At 57.3% G+C, this 23073-nt stretch carries 18 protein-coding genes and 1 tRNA gene; 7 read left to right on the forward strand and 12 right to left on the reverse strand.

All coding sequences use genetic code 11. The annotated features are described in order from the left end of the window. Positions 1-43 precede the first annotated feature (43 nt). The 3 genes from B3759_RS04590 to B3759_RS04600 all read left to right on the forward strand — a co-directional run bounded on the left by B3759_RS04590 (position 44) and on the right by B3759_RS04600 (position 3894). A complete protein-coding gene (locus tag B3759_RS04590) occupies positions 44-523 on the forward strand; it encodes a hypothetical protein (protein WP_291364059.1) in 480 nt (159 codons plus the stop codon). A gap of 148 nt (positions 524-671) precedes the next feature. Then, positions 672-2564, forward strand: a complete 1893-nt coding sequence (locus B3759_RS04595) for a phospholipase C (protein ID WP_291364061.1) — start codon at positions 672-674, stop codon at positions 2562-2564. Continuing rightward, positions 2557-3894 carry a cytochrome-c peroxidase gene (locus tag B3759_RS04600; RefSeq protein WP_408736446.1) on the forward strand — a complete coding sequence of 446 codons (1338 nt, stop codon included), beginning with the start codon at positions 2557-2559 and terminating at the stop codon, positions 3892-3894. The genes B3759_RS04595 and B3759_RS04600 overlap by 8 nt, the downstream gene beginning before the upstream one ends. A 438-nt stretch (positions 3895-4332) precedes the next feature. Here the strand turns inward: B3759_RS04600 and B3759_RS04605 are convergent. Then, positions 4333-4406: transfer RNA gene (locus B3759_RS04605), tRNA-Gln, on the reverse strand. Positions 4407-4597: 191 nt separating this feature from the next. On the opposite strand from B3759_RS04605, the gene B3759_RS04610 reads away from it, so the two are divergent. From B3759_RS04610 to B3759_RS04620, 3 genes are all read left to right on the forward strand, one after another. Next, positions 4598-5896, forward strand: a complete 1299-nt coding sequence (locus B3759_RS04610) for a Ppx/GppA phosphatase family protein (protein WP_291364063.1) — start codon at positions 4598-4600, stop codon at positions 5894-5896. After that, entirely contained in the window at positions 5835-6761 is a 927-nt protein-coding gene (locus B3759_RS04615; RefSeq protein WP_291364065.1) for an RlmE family RNA methyltransferase, read from the forward strand. Before B3759_RS04610 ends, B3759_RS04615 begins: the two co-directional genes overlap by 62 nt. Positions 6762-6823: 62 nt before the next feature. Then, entirely contained in the window at positions 6824-7399 is a 576-nt protein-coding gene (locus B3759_RS04620) for a ferritin-like domain-containing protein (RefSeq protein ID WP_291364067.1), read from the forward strand. A 46-nt stretch (positions 7400-7445) separates the two neighbouring features. Here the strand turns inward: B3759_RS04620 and B3759_RS04625 are convergent, their stop codons facing one another. The 11 genes from B3759_RS04625 to B3759_RS04675 all read right to left on the reverse strand — a co-directional run bounded on the left by B3759_RS04625 (position 7446) and on the right by B3759_RS04675 (position 21969). Next, positions 7446-8414, reverse strand: a complete 969-nt coding sequence (locus tag B3759_RS04625; RefSeq protein ID WP_291364069.1) for a D-2-hydroxyacid dehydrogenase — start codon at positions 8412-8414, stop codon at positions 7446-7448. A 75-nt stretch (positions 8415-8489) separates the two neighbouring features. Further along, entirely contained in the window at positions 8490-9335 is an 846-nt protein-coding gene (rsmA, locus tag B3759_RS04630) for a 16S rRNA (adenine(1518)-N(6)/adenine(1519)-N(6))-dimethyltransferase RsmA (RefSeq protein WP_291364071.1), read from the reverse strand. A 3-nt stretch (positions 9336-9338) separates the two neighbouring features. Next, positions 9339-10769: a peptidylprolyl isomerase gene (locus B3759_RS04635; protein ID WP_291364073.1), complete on the reverse strand. Its 1431-nt coding sequence runs from the start codon at positions 10767-10769 to the stop codon at positions 9339-9341. A gap of 99 nt (positions 10770-10868) precedes the next feature. Further along, positions 10869-13148, reverse strand: a complete 2280-nt coding sequence (locus tag B3759_RS04640; RefSeq protein ID WP_291364075.1) for an LPS-assembly protein LptD — start codon at positions 13146-13148, stop codon at positions 10869-10871. A 135-nt stretch (positions 13149-13283) separates the two neighbouring features. Then, positions 13284-14405, reverse strand: a complete 1122-nt coding sequence (lptG, locus tag B3759_RS04645) for an LPS export ABC transporter permease LptG (protein WP_291364077.1) — start codon at positions 14403-14405, stop codon at positions 13284-13286. A gap of 2 nt (positions 14406-14407) precedes the next feature. Continuing rightward, positions 14408-15544, reverse strand: coding sequence for an LPS export ABC transporter permease LptF (lptF, locus tag B3759_RS04650; protein WP_291364079.1), 1137 nt, complete (start codon positions 15542-15544; stop codon positions 14408-14410). Between the two features lie 231 nt (positions 15545-15775). Beyond that, positions 15776-17407 (reverse strand): TolC family protein, encoded by a 1632-nt coding sequence (locus B3759_RS04655; protein WP_291364081.1) that lies wholly within the window; start codon positions 17405-17407, stop codon positions 15776-15778. Next, positions 17404-19221, reverse strand: coding sequence for an FUSC family protein (locus B3759_RS04660; RefSeq protein ID WP_291364083.1), 1818 nt, complete (start codon positions 19219-19221; stop codon positions 17404-17406). Before B3759_RS04660 ends, B3759_RS04655 begins: the two co-directional genes overlap by 4 nt. Beyond that, on the reverse strand, positions 19202-20266 hold the full coding sequence (mdtN, locus tag B3759_RS04665) for a multidrug transporter subunit MdtN (RefSeq protein ID WP_291364085.1): 1065 nt from the start codon (positions 20264-20266) through the stop codon (positions 19202-19204). Before mdtN ends, B3759_RS04660 begins: the two co-directional genes overlap by 20 nt. Before the next feature lie 3 nt (positions 20267-20269). Then, positions 20270-20551, reverse strand: coding sequence for a YtcA family lipoprotein (locus B3759_RS04670; protein ID WP_291364087.1), 282 nt, complete (start codon positions 20549-20551; stop codon positions 20270-20272). 110 nt (positions 20552-20661) lie between these two features. Next, entirely contained in the window at positions 20662-21969 is a 1308-nt protein-coding gene (locus B3759_RS04675; protein WP_291364089.1) for a DUF2254 domain-containing protein, read from the reverse strand. Between the two features lie 307 nt (positions 21970-22276). Here B3759_RS04675 and B3759_RS04680 point away from each other — a divergent pair. Beyond that, positions 22277-23073: S1 RNA-binding domain-containing protein (locus B3759_RS04680; RefSeq protein ID WP_291364091.1), on the forward strand; the 797-nt coding region annotated here is incomplete at its 3' end.

The raw sequence follows: 23073 nt of genomic DNA on the forward strand, positions 1-23073 counted from the left end.
AAAAGGTTCTGTTGTGGCGGTCAGATCAGGTCTGTCTTTGAAGATGGCTGGAGGTGTTGCTCTGGTCTGGTTGATGTGTTGGCCAGCTTTTGCACAACAGGCTGTCGAGACTGACACGTCTGGGTCTGCGTCTGCAGATTCCGGAGAAATTAGCGAAAACGTCAATAAAATTCTCGACCGTCCTCTTTTTGAGCCGGATCGACGCCGCAAAGGCGTTGCTCATGAGGAAAATGGTGAATTCCATCTTGTCGGCATTTCAGGTCATGCCGGTATGTGGAAAGCAATTTTCAAACCAGACAAGGGTGAGGGTAAAAGTGTCGTTCTGACCGGGAATGAAAAGGTGAACGACTGGACGATTGCGTCCATTGATCCTGCCGGGGTCAATCTTGCTCAGGGTGAGAAAACAAAGAGGATTTCAATCATGTTTTCAAAACATGCTGCTTCTCCTGTTTCTGGAAAGGTTAAGGGAGTAACGCCTCATATCATGAGTGCGAGCAGTCCTGATTCGCACCTGACATGGTGAATCCTGCTTTGAAATACTGCAATTTGTTTCAGACGAGTGTCTTTCACAAAATGATAACACTACATGAAAATTCTTTCATTTACTTAACGCCCTGTTTCCACCACCCCAGCCGGGGCCGGTCAATCGGAGTGGTATTCAGGTGAGCCAGATGTCTTCGATAACCGGTCATACCGTGCGAAAAGAAAGGTTCCGTGACGTGTTTGTAAAGCGCACGCGGCTTGCACTCTCAACTCTGCTGTCTCTGTCTGTCTTTTCCCCCGTGTCCGGCCACGCAAGTGACTGGAACATCTGGTCTGGCGGTCAGCAGCAGTCCAGCTCTTTCGGGAATACGTCCCAGACAAGAACCCCCATCAAGCATCTTGTTGTGATCTATCAGGAGAACGTCTCCTTCGATCATTATTTCGCAACATACCCCAAGGCAACCAATCCGACCGGTGAGCCGAGCTTCCGTGCCCAACGCGGTACGCCTTCGGTGAACAATCTGCAGACCAGCAACCTGCTGCAGCAGAACCCCAACACCAACACAGCCAATGGCACTGGTGCGGCGCTTCCTTTCCGTCTGGATCGCACACAGGCCAGCACGGCCGATCAGAACCACGCTTATACGGCCGAGCAGATGGCCTATAACAACGGTGCCATGGATCTGTTCCCGCTCTATACCGGTTCCGGTTCGTCCGGCGGCGTTGGCGCGTTTGGCACCAAAGGTCAGGTTTTGGGTTATTACGACGGCAACACCGTCACCGCTTACTGGCGTTATGCTCAGCGCTTCTCCATGAGCGATAACGCTTTCACCGACACTTACGGTCCGTCAACACCGGGTGCGCTGGAAGTCGTGTCCGGCCAGACCAATGGCCTGAAGCTGATTGCGACCACGCAGAACCCTTCCACAAAAGAGAAATCTTCCGCCTATATCTCTGACGGTCAGGGCGGCTGGACGATGATCAATGACATCGATCCGGGTTATGACGCCTGCTCATCCACGACCAATCAGGGCATGATGACGGGCCGCAACATCGGTGACCTGCTCAATGAGCGCGGCATCACCTGGGGCGGCTTCATGGGTGGTTTCGACCTGACCCTGAGCAACACGGATGGATCGACCGGCTGTAAGCGGACGACCTACTCCACCATCGTGTCGGAAAATGTTGCGGATTACATCCCGCATCATAACTGGTTCCAGTATTACGAGAGCACGTCCAACCCGACACACGCTCGTCCGCACTCCGTCAAGTCGATTGGTTACACCTATATTCCGGGAACTTCCAAGAAGGATCCGGCTAACCACGAATACGATCTGAAGGACTTCTACAAGACTGCCAAAGAGGGCAATCTTCCGGCCGTTTCTTTCGTCAAACTGCCGGCCTATCAGGACGGTCACGCCGGATATTCCGATCCGCTTGATGAGCAGGTTGGTGTGGTCGATGTGGTCAACCTCCTTCAGAAGCTGCCTGAGTGGAAAGATACCGCTATCCTGATCGCTTATGACGACTCAGACGGCTGGTATGATCACGCTTATGTTGCTCCGACACATGGTTCGTTTGACTCCTCGGCTGACCAGCTAAACGGCGCGGGCGTCTGCGGTTCGGGCACGGCGCCGAAAGGTGTTGAAGGCAAGGCTGTCAACGGTCGTTGCGGACCGGGAACGCGTGTTCCTCTGATTGCGATTTCTCCCTACGCGAAAAGCAACTATGTCAGCCACACTCTCGTGACGCAGGCTTCCATTGTTCGCTTTATCGAAGATAACTGGCTGGGCGGTAAGCGTCTTGGGCAGGGATCATTCGACGCCACGGCGGGCAAGATCGACGATCTGTTCGACTTCAACCGTCGTTCGAACACGGATCAGCTGATTCTTGATCCGGATACCGGTGACATCCGTTCGGGACAGATCTCGGGCAATGGTCACAACGGTTCATCGTCTCATAGTGATGACTCTCCGTTCGGTGGAAGCAGCAACAACTCTTCCTCCAACCAGAGCTCTTCAAATAGCGGTCTTTCAGGCCTTCTGGCTGCAATCTGGTCGTTCCTGTCCCAGTATGTCTAATCTCTCGCGTTCGATGCAGCCCGTTCTGGGCTGCATCAGTTTGCTTACACTTTTGTGGGCAACACCTGTCCTGGCTCAGTCCGGGACAGGTTCCTGCCTGCCTGCGCCGGACGGCAGCAATCCATGTCCCGTGGAGTTGCTGAAGCCCAAGGTGCAGCCTCTTTCGCAAATGGCCTTGATCGGAAAGAAGATATTCAATGATCCGCTTCTGTCCGGTTCTGGAAAGCTTTCCTGCGCTTCATGTCATGAGCCGACAAACCATTATGCGCCTTCAGGAGATTCCCCGGTTTTTTCCGGTGGGATGCAACTGAACAAGCAGGGTAGGCGGGCTGTTCCAACACTGACCTATTCTGAACGACGTCCAAACTTCAGTATTGGTCTGGATGATCCGACCAGCGAGGCGGCTCCTGCTATCGTCGCCAATGTGGGCGGTGCTGAGCGTGGTGGTAAAAGTGCCACCAATAACGCTGCATCTGCTGGAAACCTTGTGCCGCAGGGGGGACTTTTCTGGGATGGGCGTGCTGATACCTTGCAACAACAGGTGCTTGGTCCTCTTTATGATCCTGCCGAAATGGCCTCGTCACCGCAAAAGGTGATCGAACGCATTAGCAGCGCACCCTATACAGCCGATCTTAAGCAGTTGGCAGGAATTGCAGGCCAGGCGTCTCCTGAATTTCTTCTGGCCGAAGCGATGTTTGCTCTCGCACGGTACCAGATCGAAGATCCTGCCTTTCACCGATATAACAGCAAGTTTGATGGATGGCTTGAAGGCAAGGAGAACTTCACGCCGATTGAGCGCGCGGGCTATCTGGCGTTCAATGACCCGCAAAAAGGGAATTGTGCGGCCTGCCACGTCGACACAGTGTCAGGAAACCGCTTACCGCCAGTCTTCACAGACCATCAGTATGAAGCGCTAGGTGCTCCAAGAAACATGCAGATCGCGATGAATCACGATCCTGCCTATTTTGATCTGGGTGTGTGCGATCGTCAGCCGGATGGCCGAACGTCACTCAGTCTGTATTGCAGCATGTTTGCGACACCGACTTTGCGAAACTCCGCAACACGTCATGTGTTTTTTCACAATGGAGTCTTCCATTCCCTTGAGGATGTTCTGGATTTCTATGCCTTGCGTGATCTGGAGCCTTCGAAGTTTTATCCAGTAGGGAAAAATAAAAAAGTTCAGAAATATAACGATATTCCAGATAAATATCGTCAGAACCTCGACACACTGGATGCGCCATTTGATCGTAAGGTCGGTGAAAAACCAGCAATGACCGAGGATGAACGTGTCGCGATCATTGCATTCCTGAAAACTTTAACGGACAGATAGACTTTCTCTAATCTATGTCATTTTTCAAGAATGATAATTCCCGAATACGGGTCGATGGGTGGTAGCTCATCGACCCGTATTCGGTTTTTGACGGATCATGTCTATTGCCGGATTTATGGATCGGGAGCATCGCACCAATGCGGGAAACCGGTTCATTTCACTGACAGTCGTTGCGATTGCAGCGCCATGAAAAACTGGTTCAGGCGGGTGGGGTTCCTGTTATCGGAACAGACGTCTGATTTCTTTTTCTTCGACGCTCTTGATGGCAGGCGGATTTACCGATCTCGTCCGTAAAAAAACTGGGACCAGCCTCGTTCGAAGAGGCGACAGTTTTCCAAGTGTCAGGGCAGACATGTCGACACATATCAGGCGACAGTCCAGTCAAAAGACAGGAAATCTTTTCGACTATTTTATTTTAAATTTTGAAGAGATTTTATTTGGCTGGGGGACCTGGATTCGAACCAGGGCTGACCGGGTCAGAGCCGGTAGTTCTACCGCTAAACTATCCCCCAGCAGGGATCAGAACTTGGCGTAAACCGCGTTCCGTCGGTGTGAGCGGGCTAATAGCACCGCATTTTTTGTGGCACAACCCCTTTTCTCGATTTTATAGAGTACGAAAAATTTTTGCTTGCCGGAACGGCGTGTTTGCTGAAATAGTGTCTTAAATTTGCATCAACCTTTATCACAAAAAAGGAACCAGACGATGGACCTGACAGGCGCCTGGCTCCGAAGCCAGAAGGCGCTCGATACTCTTTCTCCAGCGCCACTTTTTCCTGCTCCGACCAACTCTGACAGAACCACAGGCGTTTCTGTCAGTGCCCGCTTGGCTGGGAGCTTGCCGAACCCGCTTGTCGGGACAGCCTCGCCGGTCGTTGCACTGCCATCTCCGCTGATAAAAGAGGGGAAGGGCCAACAGGACCGCTCTGATGGATGGGGGCAGGGAGGCTCCTGTGCTGCGCTGGATCTGGGGACCAACAATTGCCGCCTGATGGTTGCCTCTCGTACGGAAGGCGGCTTTCGTGTGCTCGACAGCTACAGTCGTATTGTTCGTCTCGGCGAAGGGTTGCAGCGGACAGGTGAATTGAATGCCGCCGCCATGAACCGCACTCTTGAAGCGCTGCATACATGCGTGGGCAGGCTCGGACGTCATCGTCCGATCCGTCTGCGGGCTGTAGCGACGGAAGCCTGCCGTCGTGCGCGTAATGGTCTGGCGTTTGTCGAACGGATCCGGCAGGAAACCGGTTTCGAATTCGAGATCATTTCCGGCAAGGAAGAAGCAGAACTAGCTGTCGAGAGTTGCTCGGCTCTTCTTTTTGATCCTGTGTGGAAACACCCGGTAACTCCTGCGAGAGAACCTCAATCCGAGCAGGACTGGGGCCTTCTGCTGGATGTTGGCGGCGGATCGACAGAAATCGCATGGATGCAACTGGATCAGGCAACCCGGAAACATACGCTCGCAGGCTATATCAGCCTACCGATTGGTGTCATCACGCTTGCTGAGCAGTTTCCTCATCGGCGACCGGGCACCTATCGGGCAATGGTTGAGATGGTCAGGGAGAGGCTGGAAGCATTCGAAGAGACACATCAGATCTGCCGCTATATCGCGGAGGACCGTGTGCGGGTTGTGGGAACGAGTGGCACAGTCACAACGCTGGCCAGTCTCGATCTTGATCTGCCCCGTTATATCCGTCAGGCAGTAGACGGGTATCGCCTACAGCCGGACAGCGCCAGACGCGCCATTGGCCGTCTCCATCGCATGGGGATGGACGGAATGCGTGTGCATCCCTGCATCGGCTCAGAACGGGCCACCTATGTCATGCCCGGTTGTGCTATTTTCGATGCGTTTCTGTCGCTTTGGTCCACCAGTGTCGTGGTGGCAGATCGGGGACTGCGAGACGGGTTGCTTCTGCGTATGATGCGCGAGGAGAAAAACGGCCTGCATGCTGGCCGAACCTGGCCGCATGTTCCCCGTTCCGATGGGCGTCAGGCCACACCTGACTGAAGTTTCAGTCGATCCAACCAGTAAAGTACAGTCAGACGTGACATCGAAAACTCCACCATCAGGCCCCAGCAAGCCTGCTTCCGCTCAGGCAACGCGTGTGCCGGGCCGTCGCGCCATCAGGGTGACGGCCACTCCCGGCGGCAAGAACAACGAATCTGACAGTCTGGCTGCCCGTTCGGTCCGCTCCAAAACCGTAACCCTGAAGAACACCCGAAAGAAAACAACGGCGCAGCAGCGCTGGCTGGCCCGTCAGCTCAATGACCCCTATGTGGCTGCTGCCCATAAGCAGGGATGGCGGTCCCGCGCCGCATTCAAGCTGATTGAAATTGACGACCGTTTTCACCTGATCAAGCCCGGTCAGCGCGTGGTGGATCTCGGCGCGGCTCCGGGCGGCTGGACACAGGTCGCGGTGAAACGCGGCGCTTCGCATGTGATCGGTGTCGATCTGCTGCCGGTTGATCCTGTCGCCGGTGCGGAAATTATCGAGGGCGATTTCACTGACCCAGAGCTTCCTGATCGTCTGATCGAAATGCTTGGTGGGAAAGCTGATCTCGTTCTGTCCGATATGGCCCCAAATACGACGGGGCACGCTCCAACGGATCACATGCGGATCATCGGTCTTGCGGAAGGGGCATTGGATTTTGCCTTCGATGTTCTCGCGGAAGGTGGCGGCTTTATCGCCAAAGTCTTTCAGGGCGGTTCAGAGAAGCAGATGCTTGAGCCGATGAAAAAACTTTTCGCTTCCGTACGTCACGTCAAACCACCTGCGAGCCGTAAGGATTCCAGTGAGTTATACGTCGTGGCGACAGGATTTCGCTCGGCACGGCTGGCGGAAGTCAGAGCCGAGCAGAACGAGCGGCGCTGACATAATTTGAAACCATTCCTCTTTCGCCTCGTTGGGACAGAACAGAAGGAGGAATGAAGATCATGGCAACAGCAACACTCGAAAAAGAAAACACGTTCCTCACCGATATCGAGACACTACGTGAACGCGCGAAGAAATCGATCGGCGATGGAGCTGTAACGCCAGCTTACGAGGGTAATGTCGAGAAAACGATCGAGTTGCTCCAGACTGTCGTTGCAACGGAAATCGTTTGTACCCTGCGCTATCAGATGAATGCGATTGCTGCCTCAGGCATTAATAGCGAGAGCGTTGCGGCTGAATTCTCCAAGCATGCTCAGGAAGAACAGACGCACATGCTGTGGGCGGCTGAGCGGATTGACCAGCTCGGCGGTGTTCCCGACATGAATCCTGCCGGACTGACGACACGCTCTGCTGCGGAATATGGTCACCCGGGTAATCTGGTTGATATGATCAAGCAGAACCTGGTCGCTGAGCGGATCGCGGTTGAGCACTACCGCGAGCTGGTCCGCTATTTCGGAGACAAGGATCCGACGACACGGATCATGCTGGAAAAGATTCTGGCTCAGGAAGAAGAGCATGCGACAGACATGCACGACTTCCTTGTAGCCCACGAAGGCACCCCGTTCCTCAAGGATTGAGGTCTTGCAGGCTTTGCTCCTGAAAGTGGAGCAAAGCCTTTTTTCGTCAGACAATCTGGTTGATGAGGGATTTTCCTTCCGCCAGTCGTCTGACGTTTTCATGCAGAATGTCCGCTACTCGGCTTTCATAAGCCACAGTATCGCCAGCGCAATGCGGTGTGATCAGGATATTCGGTATGGACCAGAGCGGTGATGTTTCGGGGAGGGGTTCCTGCTCGAATGTGTCCAGAGCGGCCATGCCAATCTGTCCCCGTTGCAGAGCTTCGATCAGATCAGCTTCCACAACAACTGAACCGCGAGCGACATTGATCAGGCAGGCTGTAGGCTTCATACGCTTGAGCAGGCTTCCATTCACCAGCCCTCGGGTTTCCGGTGTCGCGGGGCAGGCGAGGATTACGTAATCCGCCTTTTCAACAGCCTGTGGAAGCTGATCGTCACTGACGGTGGTGATGGTCAATCCTGAATCGGCGGTCATGTTTTTCCGAACAACAGTGACGGTCTGCCCAAGCGCAAGGCACACAGTCGCCAGTCTTGCGCCAATGGCTCCAAATCCGACAATTACCACATGGGTTCCGGCGATTTCATGACGCCGCTCGCTCCGGTCGCGGGTGAGCTTGCGCCAGAAGGACTGACGCTGGTCATCTCGCGCCTCCCACAATCTGCGGGCATGACTGAACATCAGGGCAATGGCGTGTTCGGCGACGGCGTTGGCGTTCACACCCCGCGCACTCGCCAGATGAACGCCATGTGCCCGAAAGGCTTCCGTATCGTACTGCTCGACGCCAGACGTCATGGTCTGGAGAAGCTTCAATTGTGGTGCAAGAGCCAGATAACGGGGCTCCCACAGCGTCATCGTCACCAGAATGTCCGCCTCGGTCAGTGCCGGGACGAGTTCTGTCTTGTTTTTTGCCCAGACACAGTCAGTTGGCTCAGCCCATTCATCCACCAGTGATTTGATGTCGAACGATGAATGGGCGATGACGATTTTCGGTTTTTTATTGAACCAGAAAGACACAGGCTTTCTCCCGCCATGATACTGGCGACAAGCATCCCTCCGTCATCTGGTCAAATGCAACAGACGTTGTTGCGATCAGCGTTTCCCAGACGGTGCTGTTTCCAGAAAGCAGCGCGCAAGGCGATCGAATTCAGCGATATTCAGCGTTTCCGCACGACGGGAGCCATCAATCTCGGCAGCCTGTAGGAGGCGTTTTCCACCTATTCCTTTGAGCGAGCCACGCAGCATCTTGCGCCGCTGACCAAAAGCCGCTGCCGTCACACTTTCCATGGCCCGGAACAGTTCAGGAGAAGGCTGATCATCATGCGGGGTGATTTCCACGACAGACGACCAGACTTTCGGGGGCGGTGAAAAAGCGCCCGGCGGGAGGCGCATGACCTGTGAACAGGTCGCGCACCACTGGGAGATGACCCCCAGTCGTCCGTAATGCTCGCTTCCCGGTTCTGCGCAGATCCGTTCGGCGACCTCAAGCTGGAACATCAGCGTCAGTCGCTCCCACTGTGCCGCCTGTCGCAGCCAGCCAATCAGAAGAGGGGTGGCGACATTGTAGGGAAGGTTCGCCACAATCCGGCGAGGAGCCGGGCAAAGCGTCGTGAGATCCAGCGAGGTCGCGTCGGCCTGAACGAGTTTCAGCCGGTCGGGAGCTTCCGCAACCAGCTCTTCGATAACGCCGATTGCGCGGGAATCGACTTCAACGGCAGCGATGGAAGCAGCCGGACTGTCCAGCAGCGCCCGTGTCAGTCCACCCGGACCAGGGCCGACTTCCACGACATGGCGGCCCTGAAGGGGGCCGGACAGTTCAACAATCCGCTCGGTGATGCCGGGATCGAGCAGGAAGTGCTGGCCCAGCGAGTGACGGGCCGCCAGATTGTGGCGGTTGATAACGGAGGCCAGCGGCTCCCGGGAAGAGGGATTTGCCACTGATCAGGGTGCCGTCGCCACGCGCATGTCGATGACGGCCCGGCGGTGCAGATCACGATCAAGCTGGCGGGCAGTCTGTTCAACACGCTCATTCAGCAACTGATCCGCGATTTCACTCGGCGAACGATCAGCGAAGTTCTTGGTCTTCTTGCCGCAGACCATCAGGATATCGATACCTTCCTGAGACACCAGCGGACGGGTGGGTCTGCCGATTGGCAGGCCGGACAGGATCTGCTGCATCTGGGGATTCAGCCGCTCAAGCTGGAGTTCGCCCGGATTGGAGGGACGCACTTCGCCAAACTGTTTATTGGCTGCTGTGAGTTCGTCACAGGAATGAGCCGTCTGGGTGAGCCGCACGGCTTTTTCCAGCGTCTGGCGCTGTTGGTCCGTAGGAGCCTGTGGATTAAGCGGTGTTGAGAACGGAAGGAACGCCTGTCGGGCGTCAAGCAGTGTTCCGGGTTGGTGTCCTATGATCCGTTTGCCCAGAACCGTTGCGATGACATAGCCACCGGCGACCTTGATGGGATTTGAAATCGCATCTTCCGGCATCTGACGCACCATCGCCACGACTTCCGGGTCAAGACTGTCTTCCTGAACCCAGCCCATCGACCCGCCATCAAGCGCACTCTGCGCCTGCGAGAACTGCGCCGCGACAATCGGGAAGGGCGCGCCGCGCCGCAGTTCCTGAATGATGGTCTCGGTGAATTTCAGCTCATTTTCGCTGTGCCGTGGATCGGCAACAGGCACAAAGATCTCGCTGATAAGATACTCAGGCCGGCCCTGCTGCCGGCTCAGGGCTTCCTGTCGCTGGGCGATTTCAAGCGAGGTCATGCGAGCCTTGGCGCCCAGCTCCTGACGAAGAACCTGCATCCAGCCGATCTGTACACGGATCTGGTCGATCAGTGTCGTCAGGGAGACCCCGTCCTGGGCCAGTCGGTTGCGGAGCGTGTTGGGCTCCATGCCGTTGCGTCGCTCAATGTTGGAGATTGCCTCGGCAATCTGCTCCGGGGAGACATTGATGTGACGGGAGAGGATTTCCTGCGTGCGCAGACGTTCGTCGATCAGCTGGCGTATGATCTGCGGTCGCAGACGCTGCATGATGTCTTCGCTGAGCGGCAAGCCGGTGGAGAGCACGAACAGACGCCCGCGGTTATCAACGTCGCGCTGGGTCAGCGGCTGGCCGTTGATGACGGCGATGATGGTGTCCTGCTTGTTGCCCAGAGGTTCCAGTTGCGTGGCATCAGAGTCCTTGGCCGTGCTGGTCTCTTCCTGTGCAGGAGCAGCAGTATCCGCATCATCCTGCGGTGTCTGCGGCTGATGATGATGCCGCAGGTTCGCTGCCTGAGCTGACGGGGCGGCTATCAGACTGGTGACAGAACCCAGCGCGACTACGAGGGCCAGGGCGGAACCTGTCACGGAAAGGCTCAGTCGCATACAGCTTGGTCTCTCACCTGATCGATTGGAAAAGGCATTGTTATCCAATCGCATGAATTTTTGAAGTGGACCCGAACGATCCCGCAGAAGGTTCATGATTTATTTGATGCCGAAGGCACCGATTGTCTTGAGTGTCAGAGTGAACAGAACCGTTGAGTAACGCCGCTGACCACCAATTTTTGTGTACTGTTTCAGATACATAAGATCGAACCCGAAGCAGTCATTCATGTAGCCGATATTGCCGCCGACAGAAGAGAATTTGTGTCGCGACAGCGCCCGTCGTACAAAAAACGAGCCGTGCCAGTTCCGCCAGGTCGCGGAAGCGCCACCACTCAGCTCGTTCATGGGCGCATAATAGAGCGAGGGCGGCGAGCCACCATTCCGGAAATCGTTCACGTAATAGTAGTACGGTGTAACCGGTTCCCGGACATATCCACCGAAAAAATTGACGTAGGGCATGCTGACGTTAAAGAGCGCATCGGCAAAATCAACGCGTCCGGAGTAAGGATCAATCCGTGTTCGTCCCGTGAGGCTGAGGTGACGGATCGGATCGATGCGCGCCCGGCCCACCACATCGGACAGATGATGATTAAGACCGGAATAGGGCAGGCGGTCGTGCTGAACATGCTCCTGGAAGCTTTCACCGACCAGAACATCCACCACATGTCCGTTCCACGTCCAGTTGCCGTGGACGCCAACATTGGCGCGTAACCCGCCGTCAATCCGGTCGGTTCCCTGATAGCGGTTCAGGGCGAAGAGTGTTGAATCCGTGAATTCGTAATTCAGACTGTCTTCATTGGGCAGGCGACGGTCAACGCCTCCGCCCTGGTTGGGAGCATAGATTGCCTGAACGATCGGTTCCAGAATCTGGCTGCCGTGGCCCTTCATGAACTGACGGACAAACGGCCAGTTCATCTTGACTGCGAGTGTCGGCACAACCTGACCGGCGGTCGTGCTCTTCATGTATTTATAATAGTTCGGCTGCTGATAGAGCTGCGACGCATGATAGAGCATGCTGTCCAGCCTCGCCGTGACAAGGAACTTCTGTCCCCAGCTGCTGCGGAACGGACGGTCCCAGTTTACCTGAACCTCACCGCGCTGATCCCGTGTGCCCTGAGTACGATAGACATAGAAATCGTTGGTATTGACGGACAGACGGCCACCGAGAATGTCGGGCTGATTGACAAGGCTGTATTCGTAATGCGGCAGCACGAACGGCAGTTCGTTGTTGCGAATGACACCCCGGTTCAGGCCCTGATAGAACTGTGCATCGAGCTTCGAGTAGGCACCCGTCCCGAAGCCTTCAACATATGCAGTGGAATTGAGGGTGTCGCCACCATAGCCTGACACACGGTAGTCACGCATATAGTTGGCGCTCGTTGCAATACGTCCATCGAAACCGGCGCGCCATGTAGGAGTAAGCGTGAACATGCCGCGCCCAAAGAGATAGCCCTGCACGCCGTGATCGTTCTCGGAGCCGACAGATTCGCCAAAGCCGTTTGTATAGCCATTGGACCTGTGCGTGTCGTCAGCAAGGCCTCCCATGATTCGCAGCGAACCGAAATTGAAAGCCTTGCGATACAGGGCGCTGATCTGTGGACCCGTCTTGGTTGAAAAGAGACCTTTCACTGTCAGGTCGGAAGAATCATCAATCACCCAGTAATAGGGGATGGTGAAATAGGTGCCCAGATAGCGGTCATGTGGCGTGACGCCGGGAATCAGGAAACCACTATGACGTTTGGCCGATGGATCGGTCATGGAGAAATAGGGAAGGTAGAAAACCGGGATTCCGTAGATATCCATATAGGTGTCACGGAAGTCGATGTTCTGGTGCTGGAGATCCTGCGTCGCGCTATAGGAGCGTAACTGCCAGAATGGGGCGCGTGTCGGATCTTTCGCGCAGATTTCACAGGCCGTGTAGACGGCCCGGGTCAGGTCATTGACCTTGCCGCCTGTGCGCCGCATGCCGTTGGCCGCCAGTTTGGCATTGTCCACCATGGTCGCATTCACATGCGTCATGATGCCTTCCCGCATGTCGCCGCTCAATTCCGCATAGTGAGAATACAGAACGGAACCGTCAGGCTGGCTGGAAGCGACATTGCCGCTGGCGGCAATGATGCCCGTGTTGCGGTCATAGGTAATCTTGTCAGCCCGCAGGATGTGATCGGCCTGCCAGACCTGCACATTGCCCGTCCATGTCACGACGCCCGCATGATCATCGTAACTGACATGATCCGCCTGAAAGGTGGCCGGCTCATTCTTGGACGCGGAATTGCTGCTGCCCGGATTGAAGTGCATGGGGGTCGGTGTGAACTGCGCGTAGGCCTTGTGCCCGAACAGTCCGCAGGCAGCAGCGGCAGACCCGAGGCCGAGGCTCATCCACAGAAAACGCTGTCCGATATGAACCGTGTCACAGCGCTGACTGGCTCTTCCCGACCGCCGCATAAGGGCAGCCCTCAGGCGCCGCAAACGACGCGAAAGCTGTCTCTCGGAACGAGGTGCGGGAAAGGGCAATCAGCCGTCCTCCAGATGCAGTAAGAGCGAGACAGCCAGACAGAGGCCTGCGCCTGTCGGTGCCCAAGCCGCAAGCAGAGGCGGCAAGGCTCCCGAGTTACCAAATTGTTCAGCAACTTTCGAGACCGTGAAGAGCAGAAACCCTGCGCCGACCCCGGAACCGATCATTTTGGCAACACCTCCACGTCTCGTAGGCCTCATGGAGAAGCCTGCGGCGACGAGAGACATGGTTCCTGCGAGGATGGGAAGAGCCAGAAGAGACTCAAAATGTAACCGGTGTCGAATCGAAGAAAACCCTGACCGGTCCAGCATGGCTATGAAATTCGGCAGCGCCCAGACCGACAGGGTTTCCGGCGATGCGAAGCTTTCCTGCACGCGATTGAGGGTGAGATCGGTCGGCAGGGTCATCGTCCGGGTCGGACCGGGTAATTCGTAGGGATGAAGTTCGTTGGCCCTGTTGAGCTCCCAATGCCCCGGAGCAAGATGCCCGGCGGGAGCTTCAATACGGAGAATCAGATTCCCTTCATGATCCAGACGGAAGACGCTGATATCGTGAATCGTCAGGAGTGCGCCGTCGAGATGGGTATCGCGTGAATGCAGAATGGCCACGCCATGCGGATCAAGCTCCGTGTCGAGCTGACGTAGCCACAACGATGCTCCGGCCATGGTGAGGGGACCGCCCCCTGAGCGCAGATACTGCTCGTCCAGCGCCTCTGCACGGGAGTACATAATCGAGGATAGCGGCGATACGGCAGCCGTGGTCAGCGCGCCCATCGCCAGCGCGCAGGCGAGGGGAGCCGCCAGAAACTGCCATGCGGAAATACCCGCGGCGCGGGCCACGATCAGCTCGGAAGAGCGTGTCAGACGCCAGAAGCAGATGATCCCGCCCAGCAGCACACCAAACGGCATGATCTCCATGAAGAAATACGGAATGTGCAGCCCTGCGATTTCCGTCACCAGACTGGTCGGCACGTCTGTCTTTGTGGCGACACGACGCAGCAGATCGATGAAGTCGAACAGGCAGACAATGCCCGTCAGGAAGGCCGTCATCGACAGGACGGAAAACATGAACTGCCGCGCAATATAGATGGACAGCGTCACCGGAACGGTCGTGAAGAACATGATCAGCCTTCCTGCGTCTGCCGGATGATCGCGGCCGTTTCACGGCCAGCCTTGATTTCCGGACCGAACAGGAGAACCGCGCAGATAAAGGCGGGGGCAATTGATTCGATCAGAATCAGAGGAATCAGGGCCATGTTCCGTCCCGCCAGATTTTGCAGCATCAGATTGAGCGCCAGCAGTCCGACAACGCTCAGAATAGCGCCCAGAGGACGGGTGATGTTGCCGTGTCGGGAGAACGCGCCCCGCAGGATGGCGACAAGGGCGATCATGGCGAAGGAAAACGCCGTGAACGGGGTGGTGATACGACGCCAGCCCTCCACGGCCAGCTTGCCTCGATCGCGTATGTTGATCTGCGTCAGATCGGGATGCAGCAGTTCGGACAAGGACATCTCGGACGCGTCACGCGACCGGTTTTCCTGATTTTTGCTGGACGTGAGGTCAATCGTATTGCGATCAAACAGCAGCATCGTCAGCCGCCCGGTCCGGTGATCGATCTCCTGACGGGAACCGTCATAGAGCACAACGCGCGGCTGGTCATTGACCACGAGCATCGTGCCTCTCTCGGCAAAGATCGTCGCACGGCTGTTCGCGACCCGGTCATCCTCGATCATGATGCCTTTCAGCGAACCGTCATGTCCACGTTCGCGCACATAGACCGTCAGAGCATCGGATACCTTGGTGAAAACACCGTCCTGCAACATGAAGGCGGCCATCTTGTTGCGGATCTGGAATTCATACTGCTTGAACTCGTGATAGGACGCCGGAACGATCCACAGATTGAGAACAAAGGTCACAACCATGGCGACGGTCGCACAGATCAGTCCCGGTCGGGCAAGCGCGAAAGGCGACAGACCCGCCGCCTGCATCACCGTCAGTTCCCGGTCGCCCGAGAGGCGGTGATAGACGAACAGCGTGACGACAAAGGTCGTAATCGGCAGCACCACGGCGACGAAGGACGGCACCATCAGGCTGGTCAGCTCCAGAAAGACCCGGAGCGACAGGCCTCGCCCAACCACCAGCGAGACGAAGCGCAGCGACTGGGTCAGCCAGATCAGCGCCGACAGCCCACCCGTGGTGGCGATGAGCGCCAGAAAAAGCTGGCGCATCGTATAACGATCAAGAGTGGTGAATCTCAGCACTGGGCAGACGGTTCCTCATGCTTCACGCGCCGGACTGGCGGAGAGGCGAAAGACACGTCAGCCGAACGAGTGCTCCCGGCGAAGAGCAATCCATCGGATTGCAGCGCAGGGCTGTCCGGAAAAGAAGCACGGTTGACCATGCGGTCTGTTTACTCCTTCGGCTACGGATACGGAAAGACCTTCGGGAATGAGCCTATAGGATCAATTGTAACGGATTGTCATCTCTTGTGATCAATCCGCGCCGTCAGTCGCGGACGCACCGCCAAGCGAGCCGGTCGAAAAAGCCAGACTCGTCGCAGCGATCAGGGCGGCAAAGTAGGCATCTGACTGACTGATTGTGGCGTCGAGCAGGCCATTCTGCGCAATCGTCGCCTGTGTGATGGAGCCGACGCCGCTTCGGTAGGCCGTAAAGGCCGCGTTGAAGCTTGTTTGTGCGGCGGTTTTCAGCCGGGTGGAGGCGGTGTAGGCGCTCAGACTGGTATGGACCGCGTTTTCAGCGACCACGACCTGCCGGACAGCCTCGTTGACCGTCTGCTGCAAGGTGGCGTTGGCGCTGTCCGACTGGTTCTGCGCCTGCTTGAGAAACGCCGCCCGCATCCCGCCATCGAAAACCGGCACCGAAATGCCGCCAAGGATCAGACTGCTGAAACGGTTACTGGACAGGTTCAGCGTGGGATTCGAATCATTGCCGATACCCGGCACCGACGACAGGGCGAGGCGTCCGGTCGTGTAGGCGACGTTGCCGGAGAGGAACACCTTGGGGAGAAACTCGCTTTTAGCCGCCGAAACCCGGCTGTCGGCAGCCCGCGCTGCTGCGTAGGCCGCGAGGACGTCCGGCCGACGCGACACGGCAGTTTTGACCATTTCGTCCGTCAGTCGCCCGTCATCAAGCGACAGGGTGCGACCGGATACATCCATGGTGTCGATCTGCGACTGACTAGACACGCCCATGGCCGTCATCAGGGCCAGACGGGTATTCTCGACTTCTCCCTCAGCCTGAACGACGCGCAATTCGTCCTGCGAGGTGATCTGCTGCGCCTGCGTGACATCGACAATCGTGCCCTGTCCCTGCTTCAGGCGGGCTTCCGCAGCCGCCTGCACGTGACGGGCGTTGACGAGGGCTTCCCTCAGAAGACGGAGCCGGGTCTCTGCCGCTGCATGGGTGTAGAAAGCGGTCGTGACACCATAGATGATCTTCTGATGGGCGGCTGTGAACAGGATATTCGAGGCGATCTGCACCTGTCTGGCGGCTTCGATGCTGGCCTCCCGTTTTCCGAAGTCAAACAGAAGCCACTGCATGCCAAGCGTCTGGACTTCTCCTGAGCCCGATCCGCCACCGCCATTATTGCGTGTGTAACGATCGAGATTATCAAGCCCGTTATTGATAAGACCACCGACAGCCCCGGCATCGCTGATCGACGCATTCGAATCGGAAGTGTGGCTATGGCTGTAGCCACCCACCACTGTGGCCGTCAGTTGGGGAAGATAGATGCTTTTGGTGATCCCGACGGCAAGAGCTGCATCCCGGGCCGCATTCCAGGAGCGCCGTGTTTCGGGATTACGCGACTGGGCGACATCAATCAGTTCCGCCAGCGAGTAGGGATGATCCTGCCGTGCGATCAGCTCGGGAGACTGGGCGTGTTGCAGGGCATCCTTGTTGGCCGGAAGCGTGAAGCCTTCAGGAAGAACCAGACCGTGGTGAGGGTGTCTGTCTCCCTGACCCGAAGGAATGATAGCGCCTGATTCGGACGTTGTGGGGACCCAAGGTCTGTCCGGGCTTTGGGGCGCAGTCGCAAGCTCGGATGTCGCGCATCCGGCCAGCAAAACAATGCAGGGCAGGGTGAACACGGCGCGACTGTTCATGAAATGACGCTTTCCAGATGGGCGAGGCGGGTTTCCGCGTGTGGTCGAGCGGCGGGATCGAGCAGTGCGGCGCTGATGGTTTCGGCTTCGTGAAACAGACCGTCCAGCTGTTCAAGATGCTCCATGTCGGCGCGCATATGGTCTGGTTCCGCAAAGGCATATTCACTCTGCCGTTCGGCAAGTGAGACGGCTTCCTGCACGCTGGCAGCCTGAGCGAGCCGATCTGCTTCCGTCACTGCGTCCCGCTGTTTTCCCAGCCGTTGCACGATGGTTCTCAGGCGGGCGTCGATGCCGTCAAAGGCGCTGCTGGGCCAGAAGCTTGTGAACATGGCGTAGGTCAGGAAATTCCCCAGCATGATGCCCAGAATACGATCACGCGCCGTGGCCATGTCGGTCGTTGGTCCATACCCCTTCAGATCGGTCAGATAAAAGGCGATGCCGATCTGAAATCCGGCATAGGCGATGCGCTCGTCGCCCGTCTTGATCCATGCAGCAAGCAACGAAACCACGAAAACCAGACAGAGAAACGAAGTGATGTCATTGAAGTGCGGGATCAGGAAGATGATGGCGGCAATCCCGATCGCGCCGCCGATCAGCGCGCCGACAATGCGTAGCGTGAGCTTGGAGATCATCTCACCCATTGTCGGTTGGGCGACGATGAAGCAGGTAATGATGCAGGTATGGATGCCCTGCCAGTTCAGGATGCTGAAAATGAAATAGCTGAGCATGACCGCTGCCGTGCCTTTGACGGCAAAGCGGGTATGGTCCGGATTGGTGAAGGCGTCCGCTGCGAAAAAGCCGCTCTTTGGTTCTTCCTTGTCGGCCTTTTCGTCGGTTTTTTCGGGAGGAAGAACGGTGAGTATTTCGAGAATATTCGCCATCGCCTGATGAGACGACAGCCCATCATTCAGCGCCGGATTTGCGGTGCTTTCCGGACAGATGCCTTTTTCGAACTGGTCGGCGGCAGCGTTCAGTGCGTCAATCAGAGACAGCGACGATTCACGGGTGGCAGCTTCTTCGGGGCGGCAGTCTGTCAGCGCCAGAGAAAGCAGCCCCTCACTTGCGTTGGCGGCCTGTTCCAGACGAGCCAGTTCTTCCGGTGCCCAGATCTTTTCCAGTCGCGCCATTTTCAGGGACTTGAGGAGGCCGCTAGTTCCTTCGCGCAGCAGGTCGGTGGCGCGCTCCTGCGTGATGTCATCGGAACCGGAAAGCAGGGCAGCGCTCATCCGCAGACGGGCGGCAATCCCCTGCATGGCGATGGTGCGGGGTGATGGACAGATCAGCAGACCGATCACCAGCATCACCAGACCGGGCACGGCGAGGAAGAGATCGACATAAAGAATGGCGCGGGTGATGAGTTCGCCGTTCGGCACCTGATCAATCGCAATCAGCCCGAACACAACGCAGAGCCCGAGCATGTAGGCGACCGGTTTGAGCTTGCTGGCTGATCCGAGAAAAAAGAAGCAGAAAGACAGCCCAGCGATGGCGGCTGTCAGCGCCATCGGGTTATCCAGCGTGAGCCGGATCCAGAGATAGACAAAGGCCAGCAGCAGCACGATGAGGATATTGACCGCCACGCCCGCCAGCGCGTTGGTCACACGGTCCTTCTGCCACAGCGCCATGGTGACGAGGGCAGGGACAGCGAGGTCCGGAACCTGCCAGATCTCGCCAACAAGCACGGTCACCGTGCATCCGGCGGCCATACGCAGCGCGTGACCCTGACGACCCGGCGACGGGTTGCAGACCATCCGCCACAGACGCAGGAGACCGGGTTTCCCCAACGAGAAACTGGTGTCAGTGGCAGGACGCGCCATGCCGTATCTCAAAAGTCGCCGTGGCTCCGACACGGAGCAGGGTGGGGTCGGTGTGATCCAGCGTGACCCTGACCGGGAATCTCTGCGCCACATGCACCCAGTCCATCTGGCGAGGCACAATAGGCAGCCCCCGCGCCAGTCCTGCGGAATCCAGCGACATGACGCCATAGCCGATGCTGTCCACCACGCCGTGAATGGGCTTTGTGCGATCGATCATGGAATACACCGTGGCGCAGTCGCCCGGATGGACGGTCGCCAGATCGGTCTCGCGCAGGTTGCCGACGGCATGCCATTCATCGTCCGTGATCAGGGTGAACAGCGCCTGCGTCGGGGCAAGCACTTCGCCTGTCTTCACACGCAGGCTGGTGACATACCCGTCCGCAGGTGCTCTCACCTCCGTCTGGGCAAGTTCGTAGCGCACGCGGGCGAGGGCGGCGGTGCTGGCGTCGCGGGCAGCGATGGAGCTTTTCAGATCGCCAATGGCAGTCGTGGCCGCGACAGACTGCTGGGTCGCCTGCGTCAGTGAGATCTCCGCGTTGCGGGCGGCTACCTGCGCCTGATCGTATTCCTGCAAGGGGATGTAGGAATTCTGCGCGAGGGGAGCGAGGCGTCGGACCGTGCGGGCTGTCAGATCACGGTTGGTGGTTGCGCGATGGACCTGATCCTGCGCCGAACTCGCCTCGACCGTCTTGATGGTCACCAGACGTTCCTGATGTTCGACCTCGGCCTGGGTCAGAGCCGCGCTCGCTTCAGCCTGCCTGAGCGTCAATCGGTAGGGTTCCGGATCAATCCGGTAAAGCAGATCGCCCTTATGAACGTGCTGGTTTTCTTGCACATGCAGTTCGATCAGACGTCCTCCGACGACAGAAGCCACATGCACGAGTTCGGCATCAATGGAGGCGCTGTCAGTAGAAGGATACGCTGTATCCTGATGTGCGATGTGAATCCCGAACAGGATAGCGGCTGTAACGCAGACGGCGGCGATCACAATGCCCGGTTTGTTTCGGTTTTTCCGGGTTTTCGGTGGAGGAGTAGCGGTTTGCATGGGTCAGGGTCCGAATACCAGCGCCCATACAAGCAGGGCCATGAGCACGCCCAGAGAGACGTAAGTAAAGAGCCGGAATCTCAGGATCGCATCAATCCCGAGAGCCAGAAAAGCCACACGAAATCCGACGGCGGCCAGAATGCCGATGATGGCGCACATCATCCATGCCGGGAAATAGGCGCCCACAAGCGGAAAGGACGGTGCTCCCTGAAGAGAACACCCCGTGAGCATCAGGAGAGCGGCTGACATGGCGATGGGTTTCAGGCAGGCGGGAGAATACGTCACGACAACGCTTTTTCCTGCGTAAGAGTCTGCCGCGTCACAGATCGCAAATCCTTTTTTTAAACCCATGCTGAAATGCGTTTTGAAGAACGGTGGATGAACGGACAAGTTCATTATGCAGAAAAAGCCTTGCTTGCCTGTAAGGGAAAGGGATGCTGCTGCTCCTCTTTGTCAACCAGTTCCTGCAAGCGCGCCTTGTCGATGGGAGAACTGAGACTTTCATGGGCCCGCTGTAGGGCTGTGTCCGCATAAAATCTGGCAGCTGCCCGGAATTTCTCGCTTCCCATGCCTGCAAGCGCGCGGAGGGATTTCTGGATACGCAACTGCATCTCGATCAGTTGGGCGCTATCCCGGCAGATCAGGGTAAAGGCGTCATCAAAAAGATCCATGTCCTGAAGGCCCGGAACATGAACGTGCGGATAGCTTGGCTTGTAGCCCGCGCGCTCCATCTGCGCTGTGGACCAGAGCGCCATGAGACGTGTTTCTCTTCCCAGCACATCGAGCACCGTACCTGGATCATTGATGGCGCTGGACAGTGCACGGAGGCCGATTTCCGCCAGAACGGTCACGCCGAAACGCGGGTCCTGATCGAAGTCTCTCTCGTTTCCGACGGAAAAGGCCTTTCGGAAATTTTCAATGAGTGCGTTGGTTTTCTCAACATCGCTTGACGGTGAAACCCAGGCGAGCGGTGTGTCTGGAAACGTCATGGTGCCGGGCAGGGCGCTGACATAGACGCTGTAGAGCCCTTCTTCCGTGCATTCCGAGAGCCGGTCCATGTCGATATGCTGCACATAACCGACATCGCCGCTCGGTATGGCGACGAACCCGAATGGAATGTCGGAACCGTCAAATGGAACGCCACCCAGCCAGGGATTGTCCAGACGCTCCTGTATGGCCCGCCGTGCAACTTGCTCCACTCTTGCCGTGGTCGCACCGACGCGTCCGAGCCGTGTCAGGTGGTCGATCCATCGCAGCAGCATGACCACAATAAGAATGATGATGGCGATCGTGACGGCGAAGAGGATGACCCGGCCATGCTCTCCGTAAAGGCCTGTCTTGAGAAGAATAAGGCCGACGATACTGAACAGGAACGAGCCGATGAAGGTGGAGAGCACATTCTGCGTCGTGCTGTCCTCAATGAGCAGCCGGGTGGCGCGGGGAGAAGCGTCGTTGGTTGAGGAATCATAGGCCGTGATCATCACGCTCAGCGAGAACGTCGTGACGGTCAGCATGCTGGATGCGATGATGTTGAGAATGTCGTTTTCGGCGGAAGAAGCGATTGTGCCCGGAATGTCCCACGGGATGTAACGCTGGAAGACGATGCCAGAGGCCGCCACGATAACGCCGGCAAGACCAATGAGCGTGGCGCGGAACCACAGACGGCGGGTAATCTGGATCAGAAGCCAGCGCCAGCGCGGCATTCACGGTCTCCTTGGTGTGGTTTGCGCCCGGAGGCAGATCATTCGGGCGCGCACAGTATCGAAAAGCGACGTTCACGCTACTGTAATGTCCCTGATGACCGTCTTGTAGGCCGGGAAAAGCGTTATTTTCTTGACAAGAACAGGGGTGGAGTGTCTTTCATCCGCAGTCGCGCGCGGTGGTCGCGGGCGATACGTAATGAAAGCAGGCCCGTGGGTGCCACAGGCACGACGGGCAAGTCGTTCAGCATCCTGTATGCAGAGCGCAGACATGTTGGGGTTTCGACCCTGACAGGGAAACAGTTTCTACATGGCTTCAGCCACACAGACAGCCACCGATCATTTTCGCGGTGAGGATTTTGCGACACTGCTCGACGAGACACTCGGGCAGGACAGCGGCTTTGAAGGATCGGTGGTCAAGGGCTGCGTTGTCCGCCTGACCGATGATTTCGCGATTGTTGACGTTGGCCTGAAGAGCGAGGGCCGCGTTGCCCTGCGCGAGTTCGGCCCCCCGGGCGCTGCTCCGGAAGTCAAGCCGGGCGATGTCATCGAGCTGTACATCGAGCGTTACGAAGATCGTGATGGTTCCATCGTTCTGTCGCGCGAGAAGGCTCGCCGCGAGGAAGCATGGACCAACTTGGAGAAGGCTTTCGAGGCCAACCAGCGCGTCAACGGCACGATCTACGGTCGCGTCAAGGGCGGCTTCACGGTTGATCTCGGCGGCGCCATGGCGTTCCTTCCGGGCAGTCAGGTCGATATCCGTCCGGTTCGCGATGTAACCCCGCTGATGGGCGTTCCGCAGCCGTTCCAGATCCTGAAGATGGACCGCGCTCGCGGCAACATCGTCGTTTCGCGTCGTGCGGTTCTTGAAGAGACCCGTGCAGAACAGCGCAGCGAGCTGATCCAGGGCCTGAAGGAAGGCATGATCCTCGACGGCGTGGTCAAGAACATCACCGACTACGGTGCGTTCGTGGATCTCGGCGGCGTCGACGGCCTCCTGCATGTCACCGACATCGCATGGAAGCGCATCAATCACCCGTCCGAAGCTCTGCAGATCGGTCAGCCGGATCGCGTGAAGGTCATCCGCTTCAACCCGGACACGCAGCG

Source organism: Acetobacter sp. UBA5411 (assembly GCF_002409645.1).
Taxonomy (GTDB): domain Bacteria; phylum Pseudomonadota; class Alphaproteobacteria; order Acetobacterales; family Acetobacteraceae; genus Acetobacter.